General features: G+C 37.5%; 10 protein-coding genes. 5 read left to right on the top strand and 5 right to left on the bottom strand.

The window, feature by feature from the left end; all coding sequences use genetic code 11:
* A partial coding sequence (locus ACKPEB_RS04365) for an L-threonylcarbamoyladenylate synthase (protein WP_408963599.1) occupies window positions 1–581 on the bottom strand: 581 nt, incomplete at its 3' end.
* 67 nt (window positions 582–648) lie between these two features.
* Here ACKPEB_RS04365 and larC point away from each other — a divergent pair.
* The 3 genes from larC to ACKPEB_RS04350 all read left to right on the top strand — a co-directional run bounded on the left by larC (window position 649) and on the right by ACKPEB_RS04350 (window position 4,086).
* Window positions 649–1,935, top strand: a complete 1,287-nt coding sequence (gene larC / locus ACKPEB_RS04360) for a nickel pincer cofactor biosynthesis protein LarC (protein WP_408963598.1) — start codon at window positions 649–651, stop codon at window positions 1,933–1,935.
* Between the two features lie 664 nt (window positions 1,936–2,599).
* On the top strand, window positions 2,600–3,388 hold the full coding sequence (locus tag ACKPEB_RS04355; protein ID WP_408963597.1) for a slipin family protein: 789 nt from the start codon (window positions 2,600–2,602) through the stop codon (window positions 3,386–3,388).
* Window positions 3,389–3,555: 167 nt separating this feature from the next.
* Entirely contained in the window at window positions 3,556–4,086 is a 531-nt protein-coding gene (locus tag ACKPEB_RS04350; RefSeq protein WP_408963596.1) for a Ycf51 family protein, read from the top strand.
* A 1-nt stretch (window position 4,087) separates the two neighbouring features.
* On the opposite strand, the gene ACKPEB_RS04345 is transcribed toward ACKPEB_RS04350, so the two are convergent.
* Genes ACKPEB_RS04345 through ACKPEB_RS04335 form a run of 3 tightly spaced genes read right to left on the bottom strand, consistent with a single transcriptional unit; the run spans window position 4,088 to window position 6,314 of the window.
* The gene (locus ACKPEB_RS04345; RefSeq protein ID WP_408963595.1) at window positions 4,088–4,756 is read right to left on the bottom strand and encodes an SH3 domain-containing protein; all 669 of its coding nucleotides are present in this window, start codon (window positions 4,754–4,756) and stop codon (window positions 4,088–4,090) included.
* 35 nt (window positions 4,757–4,791) lie between these two features.
* A complete protein-coding gene (gene guaD, locus ACKPEB_RS04340; protein ID WP_408963594.1) occupies window positions 4,792–6,117 on the bottom strand; it encodes a guanine deaminase in 1,326 nt (441 codons plus the stop codon).
* A gap of 29 nt (window positions 6,118–6,146) precedes the next feature.
* On the bottom strand, window positions 6,147–6,314 hold the full coding sequence (locus ACKPEB_RS04335; RefSeq protein ID WP_408963593.1) for a hypothetical protein: 168 nt from the start codon (window positions 6,312–6,314) through the stop codon (window positions 6,147–6,149).
* Between the two features lie 107 nt (window positions 6,315–6,421).
* Here ACKPEB_RS04335 and miaB point away from each other — a divergent pair, with 107 nt between their 5' ends.
* Together miaB and ACKPEB_RS04325 are read left to right on the top strand one after the other, a co-directional pair.
* Complete coding sequence (gene miaB, locus ACKPEB_RS04330) at window positions 6,422–7,780, top strand: tRNA (N6-isopentenyl adenosine(37)-C2)-methylthiotransferase MiaB (RefSeq protein ID WP_408963592.1); 1,359 nt, start codon at window positions 6,422–6,424, stop codon at window positions 7,778–7,780.
* Entirely contained in the window at window positions 7,777–8,331 is a 555-nt protein-coding gene (locus tag ACKPEB_RS04325; RefSeq protein ID WP_408963591.1) for a hypothetical protein, read from the top strand. Before miaB ends, ACKPEB_RS04325 begins: the two co-directional genes overlap by 4 nt.
* 377 nt (window positions 8,332–8,708) lie before the next feature.
* On the opposite strand, the gene ACKPEB_RS04320 is transcribed toward ACKPEB_RS04325, so the two are convergent.
* Complete coding sequence (locus tag ACKPEB_RS04320; RefSeq protein ID WP_408963590.1) at window positions 8,709–9,959, bottom strand: RNA-guided endonuclease InsQ/TnpB family protein; 1,251 nt, start codon at window positions 9,957–9,959, stop codon at window positions 8,709–8,711.
* Window positions 9,960–10,018: the final 59 nt, after the last annotated feature.

Below are 10,018 nucleotides of genomic sequence, written 5' to 3'. Positions count from 1 at the left end.
GTTGAAACTTGATAGCCCGGATCAGATGTATCATCCACAATAATATCAACTAATTTTCCTAAACTATCGTACAATTTGGCTTTATCAATTTGAGTTTCTATGGGTAAAGCAATGGGTGCTTGACCTTCTTCTTCTGTGGTAATATGAGCAGAAGTTGAAATAATTGGATTACCTAAAGTTTCAATAATGGATAAACACGCTTGATGGTTAGGAACCCGAATTCCGGTCGTTTTGCGTTTCGGAGACATCACTAATTTAGGCACTAATTTAGTAGCAGGTAATAAGAAAGTGTATGTCCCTGGAATTAAACGCTTAATTAAACGATAAGCTGCATCCGTGACAATGGCATAATCGGTAATATTCGATAATGAGGAACACAGGAACGTTAAGGGTTTATCATTGGAGAGTTGTTTAATTCGTCGGACTCGTTCAATGGCTGACTTAACCGTTAAATCACAACCAATCGCATAAACAGTATCTGTCGGATATAACATGACTGCGCCATCCTTAAGGTGATCTTTGATTTTTTCTAGGGTACGTTCTTGGGGGTTTTGGGGGTGAATTTCGTACAGAATTGCCATAGTCAACTGTATGTTTTAGAGTGTTAATTTTATATTGTTTTCAAGACTAACAGACTAACGACAAATTATGACTAAGATTGCTTATTTTCAATGTCCAACTGGAATTTCTGGGGATATGTGCTTAGGTGCATTAGTCCATGCTGGGGTTCCCCTGGATTATTTACAAGAAAAGTTGGATTTACTGGGAATTGGGAGAGAATATGAGTTCAAAGTGGAACCTGTTCGTCGTCAAGGACAGTTGGCAACAAAAGCTTCCGTCAGTTTAACTCAACAGCAACCTCACCCTAAAAATACCTCTTCCCATCATCATGAAGATGAAATTCATCTCACCCATCACTGTAACAATACCCGCCATTTATCTGATATTGAGGATATCATTCTGACAGCAAAATTGCCAAAACAAGTGGAAGTTTGGAGTTTAGAGATTTTTCGGAATTTAGCCAAAGCCGAAGCGGCTGTTCATGGTATTGCAATCAACGAGGTACATTTTCATGAAGTTGGAGCAACAGATGCTATTGTTGATATTGTAGGCACTTGTTTAGGTTTAGATTGGTTAAATATTGATCAATTTTACTGTTCAACATTACCCACAGGTGGCGGAACAATTCGTGCGGCGCATGGTCAGTTACCCGTTCCGGCTCCGGCGGTTTTAAAGTTATTTGAAATGGGAAAAGTTCCGGTTTATAGTAATGGCATTGAACGAGAATTAGTCACCCCAACAGGAGCCGCTATTGTTGTCACTTTAGCTCAACATTTTGGCGAACCTCCCGCTTTATTTCTGGAAACAATAGGTTTAGGTGCTGGTTCCCAAGATTTACCTATTCCTAATATTTTACGGTTATGGATTGGAGAACAAAATCAACCGGTTGATTCTGATATTAACTTAAATTTCCACTCAGAAATACAAACCATTTCTGAAATTGTTTCTGTCTTAGAAACCCAAATCGATGATTTAAGTCCACAAGTTATTTCTTATACCTTTGAATTATTATTTCAAGCAGGTGCTATGGATGTTTTTACTGAACCGATTACCATGAAAAAATCTCGTTTGGGAGTTTTATTAACTGTGATTTGCCATCCCAAAGATCGCCAAGCTTGTGAAGCTATATTATTTCGAGAAACAACAACATTAGGAATTCGTCATACCCTACAAAATCGTAGTATTCTGAAACGGGATCTGCAAACCGTTCAAACAACCTATGGCTCAGTTCGAGTTAAGGTCGCATTTTCGGGAAAGAAAATTACTAATGTACAACCTGAATATGAGGATTGTGCTAAACTCGCAAAACAACATAAAATTAGTTGGTTAGAAGTTCATCGATTAGCACTACAAAGTTGGTATAATTTGCCTTAAAATTGCTAACTTCATAAACTAGATTTATGGGTTTGTAAATATAGGTCTTGTTGCTGAATTTTGGATGGATGCTTTTTGAATTTAACAAAGGGGAGTTCTACCAGATAATAAGTGACTGTGGCTAAAAAAATTGATAACAATATAACCACAGTTAACTTATGAAAAAATCTTGTTAAGATGGCTGTTAAAATTGGCATTAAATAATAATTAATAGGAGTAATAAATAAACTCCTTTGCATTAATGTTGTTGGTCGATTTGGTAAGTTCCAGAATTGTTCATGATATCCATGATAAGCTGAAAAAATGTATAATCCTAAAATTAGAACAATAGCAATTAGTTTACAATTGATTGAATTTTTCAACCGTTTAATCAAGATATTCTTAAAAATAGGGAGGGAAGATTTCATTGTTTTTTGAGGTTGGCATTGAAACCAAGCATTAAGAAAAAAACCGGATTAAAATGAGGATCAGGATGCAGGGGAGATAAGGGAAAAGGTAAGGTATAAGTAAAAGTTAAAATAAAGCAATAAAAAGATTAGGACACTATATCATAAACTCAGAGAATTTAAATCCTAAAATAATATTAAGATTTTAATAATATTAAGATTTCGAGTTTAACTTCAGTTACTATTTATGCTAAAATCAAACTTTGAGATCAAAATGTATGAGTTACCTGTTTGGATCTTTTTTTATCTTATTGACTTATTTAACCTTATCTGGGTTTAAGTTAGATCGAGAATATCAACGGGGAGTCATTTTCAGATTAGGACGAGTGCAGGGTGTCAAAGGGCCGGGATTATATTGGATTATTCCAGCCATTGATCAAAAAGTTCAAGTCGATATTAGAACTAAAACCGTTGATATTGAACCTCAAGAAACCATTACGGCAGATAGTGTTACCATTCGTGTTAATGCCGTTTTATATTATCGGTTACTTGATCCCTCTAGGGCAATTATTAAAGTCGAAAGTTATCAAAAAGCGGTTTATCAAGCTGCCTTAACAACCTTGCGAAATGTGATTGGTCAAAATATCCTTGATGATGTTCTCCAAAACCGAGATAAAATTAATCATAAAATTCAAGAACTCGTTGATGAAATGACTGAATCTTGGGGAATTGTTATCGAACGAGTAGAAATGAAAGATGTAGAAATTCCCACTTCGATGCAGCGAGCTATGGCAAAAGAAGCCGAAGCCGTTCGAGAAAAACGAGCTCGTTTAATTAAAGCTCAAGCGGAACAAGAAGCTTCTATTAAGCTATCAGAAGCGTCTCAACAAATGATAGCAAATCCAGCCGCATTAGAGTTAAGACGGTTACAAATGTTATCAGAAATTGGGAGCGAAAATAATACAACAACCATTGTTGTACTTCCTTCTGATTTAGCTTCATTAACTCAAAATTTAACCGTTAAACCCCAACCTAAAATGCCTCCTACACCGAAACAGGAATCATAAAATGTTGATACTACCCAGACTTTTATGATGATTTGGGCTTCGTTGTTAGGCTTCAGTCAACCAATTCAAGGGTTCAAGCTTAACAATAGCTGTATTTATGGCTATTTATCTCAAAGGAACCGTTTTAATATTAAGCTAGAGGTTTAGATGTTTTTTATTTAATGACCATGATGAACTTCTCAATCTCAACGGCTGACTGGCTAGAACTTTCTAAATGGATTGGAATTGCCACTTTAGTTTTTGGGGGAATTACCACTTTAGCCTTTATTTTTAAATGGGGCATTCGGTTTAGATTAGTGGGAGTTACGGCTTTTACAGGCGTTTTAACCGCAGGGGTTTTTGCCCTTAGTTTAGGCTTATTTTATCATCTTCAAATTCCTGGGGCGGTGCATTATAGTCGCGTTTTTGATGATGGCGGTAGACAAATTGTAATTGCGGTTGCTCCTAATATTACAGAACCTCAATTAGACGCCACATTACGTCAAGCGGCGGCGGATTTATATTCCCCCGGACGAGGTGGACAATTCCAACAACCGCTCTTAATTCGAGCTCGAACCATTGTTCATCCGAATGCAGATGTTTCTCAACCTCTCTATTTAGGTCAAGTGAAACGTTCTGTAGTTCAACGAGAAGATGAAAACCTAGACCTTCAGATTTTTAATAAAAATTTGGCTCAATTAAAACAGTTTCAATCTTAATTTAGGTTGGGGTTTCATCCGGTTTTTGAACAATTAAATGGGTGGGTTGATATTGAAGAATAAAAGCTGTCATAATCTCCCGTTCTTCAATCGTTGGTGTGGCTAAACATCCTGATGTTCCGGTTTGCGAACTATTAGAAAAAGCCGAAGGATCATAATGCAATCCTAACCCCACTCTTTGGGTCGGAAATGTCGGTGTAATCGCTGACCAAACCCCCCCAAATTCTCCGGGTGCGTCTTCTACGATACCCGGAGCATCAAAGGTATAAATGCCAAAAGGTAACGGAGTTTGAGAACCGGATTCATCCGAGGGAATTTGATGACCAATTCGACCCGAAACACAACGCACCTGATCAATAATTTTACCCGTTTGATCGATTAATTGAGTTTGATAAACATTTAACCCTCCTGCTATTTCTTCCGGGGTTTGGGTGGCTATAATTTTAGCTCCTGGAAGGTTCAAAATCTCAGAATTAATCATAGTCAAAAATGATGTGGCGACCCAACGATTAATTCCAATGGGTGTCCACATTTCACCTTCGATATTAACAGAGTCTCCAGTAATTGTAACTTGAGTTCCATTTTCTAAAACATCAACAATTTCCCCATTCGGAGTTGAACGAACATTAAGGGTATCACCGTAAGTGGTTACAATAGCAGTCAAATTCATGTTATGATTTCCCAGCTAATTAATTTTATTTTAACTTAGGGTTGGGAATATGCCACCTCTCCCATAATATAAGTTGCTCGAATAGCTCGATCATCCCCTAAAATAATAGCAGTAAATATTTTCTCAGCTATTTCTGATAAGGTTTGGCTGGGATAAATTTGTTGATTTCTTAAAGCCATTAAGGGTGTAGCTTGGTAATCTAAAACAATAAAATCCGCTTCTTTTCCAATTCCAAAATTACCAATTTTATCTTCTAGTTTTAAAGCTTTTGCTCCTCCTAATGTTGCTAAAAATAAAGCTTGAAATGGGGATAAAGTTTGACTTTGTAATTGAGCAACTTTATAAGCTTCATTGGCAGTTTGTAGCAATGAAAAACTGGTTCCGGCACCAATATCACTTCCTAAACCAACAGAAACCGGATGGATTTTAGATTTGGCTTGATGCAGTTTAAATAATCCACTTCCTAAAAATAAATTCGAGGTGGGACAAAATGCGATCGCTGATTTCGCTTGAGATAACCGTTGAAATTCCTCATCAGTTAAATGAATACTATGGGCAAAAATTGAACGTTCTCCTACTAAACCCATTTGATCATAAACCCCTAAATAATTGGGTGCTTCAGGAAATAATTCCGCCACTATTTCCACTTCTTTCAAATTTTCAGAAAGATGGGTTTGTAAATAAACATCAGGAAATTCAGTTAATAATTTTCCCGCTAATTTTAACTGTTCAGGACTAGAGGTAATGGCAAATCGAGGGGTAATTGCATACAGTAACCGTCCTTTTTGATGCCAAGTTTGAATTAATCGTTTCGTTTCTTCATAAGCGGTTTCTGGGGTATCTTTTAAATAAGCTGGTGTATGACGATCCATCATCACTTTTCCTGAAATCATGCGTAAATTTCGCCGATACGCTTCTTCAAAAAAAGCTTCAACAGATCCAGCAAAGACCGTAGCAAAGACTAAGGCAGTTGTCGTTCCATTTTTGAGGAGTTCATCCAGAAAAAAAGCGGCTATTTTTTGTGCATATTCTTTGCAACTAAATTTACGTTCTGTGGGAAAAGTGTATTGATTTAACCATTCTAAGAGTTGTTTACCATAGGAAGCAATCATTTCAGTTTGGGGAAAATGAATATGAGTATCTACAAAACCCGGTACTATTAAGAAATCGGGATAATGGGTAATTTTTAAACCTTGATATTGATCCTTTAAATAATCATAATGGTCGAAATCTTTAATCATTCCTGATTCGATCACTAATAATCCATCAGGAATATAACGCACACTATTTTCCTCGGATTCATAAAACGGATCATCAATAAAATCTAAAAACGCTGAACGAAAGAGCTTTAAATGGGTCATAATTAAAAGGGTAAATCAATAATTAATCTTTAAAATTCTTTAGAAATTGAACGCCGTTTACGGATTCCTTTGGTTAAAATAGCTAGGAGAAATCCGATTAAAAATGATATTTCTAAAGCTGGGTTTTGAGTCGTTAACACAAAAGACCCAATAATCGATATCGTGGCTAAAGTGTATACAATTTGTTTGGGTTTCATCGATTTAAACCGTAAAAGTCACAAAAATACACAAAATGAATTATAATGAATCCTGTAGAAAGGTTGAATTCAATATTTCTACAGAGATAGGAGACTTCTAAAATTCGATGAATACAAATTCCCGACGTTATCATATTACAACTTTCGGCTGTCAGATGAATAAAGCCGACTCAGAACGCATGGCTGGTGTTTTAGAAGAAATGGGGTTTGATTTTACTGAAGATCCCAATGATGCTAATGTAATTCTTTATAATACTTGTACGATTCGAGATAATGCAGAACAAAAGGTTTATTCCTATTTAGGAAGACAAGCAAAACGTAAACAGCAAGAACCAGATTTAACCATTATTGTCGCCGGATGTGTTGCTCAACAAGAAGGAGAAACCTTGCTGCGTCGGGTTCCTGAGATTGATCTAGTCATGGGGCCACAACACGCTAATCGGTTACAAGACTTATTAGAACAGGTCTTTGATGGCAATCAAATTGTTGCTACAGAACCCATAGAAATCATCGAAGATATTACAAAACCTCGCCGAGATAGTGATGTAACCGCTTGGGTCAATGTCATTTATGGCTGTAACGAACGTTGCACCTATTGTGTGGTTCCAAATGTTCGCGGGATTGAACAATCTCGCAGACCCGAAGCTATTCGTGCAGAAATGGAAGAATTAGGTCGTTTGGGATATAAAGAAATCACCTTATTAGGTCAAAATATTGATGCCTATGGTCGTGATTTACCCGGTTCAACTCCTGAAGGTCGCCATTTATATAATTTCACAGATTTATTATATTTTATTCACGATGTACCCGGAATTGAACGACTACGATTTGCCACCAGTCACCCCCGTTATTTTACGGAACGATTAATTAAAGCTTGTGCCGAACTTCCGAAAGTTTGTGAACATTTTCACATCCCTTTTCAATCAGGAGATAATCAAGTTTTAAAGACAATGGCACGGGGATACACCCATGAAAAATATCGCCGAATTATTGAAACAATTCGGGAATATATGCCCGATGCTGCCATTAGTGCCGATGCCATTGTCGGATTTCCAGGGGAAACGGAAGCACAATTTGAAAATACCTTAAAATTAGTCGATGATATTGGCTTTGATTTATTAAATACTGCTGCCTATTCTCCCCGCCCTGGTACTCCGGCGGCTGTGTGGGAAAATCAACTGAGCGAGGAGGTCAAAGCTGATCGTTTACAACGATTAAATCGCTTAGTTTCGGTTAAGGCGGCTGAACGTTCCCAGCGTTATTTAAACAGAATAGAAGAAGTCTTAGTGGAAGGAACAAATCCTAAAGATCCGTCTCAAGTGATGGGTCGCACGCGGGGAAATCGTTTAACCTTTTTCTCTGGAAATTTAGCGGAATTAAAAGGTCAACAGGTGAAAGTGAAAATAACCCAGGTAAGACCCTTTAGTCTAACTGGGGAACCTGTTGAGTTGTGTACACCTGTATGAGCGCCAAACATAATTTGAGATCGGCGATTTTATCCTTGGGTTTGGGGTTAGTTGTAACGGGAATGCAAGTCAGTGCGATCGCTTGTCAAACTTCTGCCAACTCCCCAACTCCTCCCGCCCAGGGAACGGTAGATTATTATTGGGAGTTACCGGAAGTCCCAGTGAGTTCTGGGGAAACTCAACAAAATCCCCTGTCCTTACCCCAACCCCTGGCGAATGGAGATTATCAGCGCTCTCCCCATCTTTCCTGGGAAGCGAAAGCTCCCAATGTTCAAGGGGTTGATTGTCGGATGTTAAAAAATACCACTTATTCTGAATTAGAAAATCCTGGGAATCAAACTGAATTAAATATTGAAAATTGGCCTGTCGTTGGGCAATTAAAACCCGGACAAAATTTTGAAATTAATTTAGGCCCTGCTGGGTTCGGGATTGTTTATGATACAAAACAACAACCTTGGATTTATGTAGAAAAAGCTAATGAAACAGATGCACCCTCCCATTGTTTTGTTCGCGCTAATCAACGGTTTGTTCAACCGATTTCTCCTCAATAATTAAAATGACGAATGACGAACTGGAATGAAATCTTGGTCATGCTGAATCAAATGAAGCATCCCAGAGCTTAGTCAAGTGTCCCATACATCTATCTGAAATCAAGTCTTTGTCATGCTGAATGAAATAAAGCATCCCAGAGATTGTTGATTATTGACGCAGACGTCAAACACTTGGACAGTCTATATCATAGAAAATGAATCTTGACAAGAGGTTCTATTGGGTTTACTAGAGTTTTCGTGAATTGAAGCGGGAGCCAAAACCTGGGGGGATTCACGAAAAACCCTAGAACCTCGACAATTAAATAGTTTTAGCTGTTGATCTAGGTTCATTATTGTCAAAGATTTGACACTCCTCGCGAATCAAGCGACGAGGATTCTTAAGTAGTCCAAAAACGAACCCTTAATGGCGTAGTCAATGCACCACTACTGACTCCATTGAGATTTAATCCCAATGTTGCCGATACTTTAAGAATAATGTTAGCTGCGGCATTACAATCAGCATTGATATATTGATTAAATGCAGTGCGATACAAACCCCGTTTAACTCGTTTTCCTGACGGCTTCCAATTGTCGGGTTTTTCACCGAATTCAGGGAGAAAATCATGATCAAGAAAACTAGCCTTTGAGGTATAAGATTCCTCGGTTTCTATCAACTCAATTCCATAACGAGAACAAAGTTCTTGAATTCGAGATTTTAAGCGGGCGGTGGGAATCTGAATAAAGTTCTGATTCCCTTTCTTCCCAAGGGTAGCACCATCTTTTTGTTCTTTATTCCAACCCAAAACAATACGACCGATACTATTTTCGATGCAATAGTTAATGACCAATCTGGCAGCTTTATTGATAGCATCTCTAACCTGACGATTCCGTTTTTCAGTTAGAGCGGATAAAGCATTACTCCAAAAACCTTGGGGTTTACCATTTTTATGATCAGCAACTTGCTTGTTGTACCACTGATTTAAAGATTTCAAATGTTTACCATCAACAATAAAACTGGTTCCTATGTTACTGACGCAAGTTAACCAATTATCGATTCCATGATCTATTCCTAGTACCTGGTTTTTATCTAGTTCAATATTTTCTGTTTGAACTTGATAAATAAACTCGGCATAAAAACATTTATTCCGAGGAAGGATGCGAACTTCTTTGATTGAGTCCCAGTTCAGGTTAGATGGCATGGGTAATAAAAATGAATCAATCCCAAACCATGCTTTAACCTGATTTCCTAACGGAATTCTAATTCCCTCTGGGGTTAACTTCAACCATCGAACCGGATAGGAAACTGTAAATAGCCCTTGCTTCCTATATTTAGGAGGATGGGGCTTTTCTTCTAAGTTTCCAGTCTTCCACAATTTTAGAAGTTCTTTATAAGAACTCATGGCTTCTACTACTGAATTGCAAGTTTGTTGAGCAGAAGAAACATACATTGCCTTAAAATGCAGGTTTGCACTTTTAGACATTTCAGAACAAACGGCTCTCCTATTAACAAAAACGTGCTTTTTGAAAAACATTTGCCTAGCATAATAAAGAGCGCAATTGTAGACCTTGTTAGATTCTGAACAAAGATACTCGATAATCGCCTCAATATCACGACTGGTATGAATTAGAACCTGTTGACAACCATACATTTTTTGTCGTTTACTGTAATATGGTCAACATTATAACTATTGAATAGAAAATTGACAAT

Source organism: Planktothrix sp. (assembly GCF_046067725.1).
Taxonomy (GTDB): Bacteria; Cyanobacteriota; Cyanobacteriia; order Cyanobacteriales; family Microcoleaceae; genus Planktothrix.
This window is presented reverse-complemented; position numbering and strand designations above follow the sequence as displayed.

Bases quoted from the DNA above. Each gene is read 5' to 3' on its own strand.
- ACKPEB_RS04355 (WP_408963597.1), top strand. From the start codon at position 2,600: ATGAGTTACCTGTTTGGATCTTTTTTTATCTTATTGACTTATTTAACC.
- guaD (WP_408963594.1), bottom strand. From the start codon at position 6,117: ATGACCCATTTAAAGCTCTTTCGTTCAGCGTTTTTAGATTTTATTGAT.
- ACKPEB_RS04350 (WP_408963596.1), top strand. From the start codon at position 3,556: ATGATGAACTTCTCAATCTCAACGGCTGACTGGCTAGAACTTTCTAAA.
- miaB (WP_408963592.1), top strand. From the start codon at position 6,422: ATGAATACAAATTCCCGACGTTATCATATTACAACTTTCGGCTGTCAG.
- larC (WP_408963598.1), top strand. From the start codon at position 649: ATGACTAAGATTGCTTATTTTCAATGTCCAACTGGAATTTCTGGGGAT.
- ACKPEB_RS04320 (WP_408963590.1), bottom strand. From the start codon at position 9,959: ATGTATGGTTGTCAACAGGTTCTAATTCATACCAGTCGTGATATTGAG.
- ACKPEB_RS04345 (WP_408963595.1), bottom strand. From the start codon at position 4,756: ATGAATTTGACTGCTATTGTAACCACTTACGGTGATACCCTTAATGTT.
- ACKPEB_RS04325 (WP_408963591.1), top strand. From the start codon at position 7,777: ATGAGCGCCAAACATAATTTGAGATCGGCGATTTTATCCTTGGGTTTG.
- ACKPEB_RS04335 (WP_408963593.1), bottom strand. From the start codon at position 6,314: ATGAAACCCAAACAAATTGTATACACTTTAGCCACGATATCGATTATT.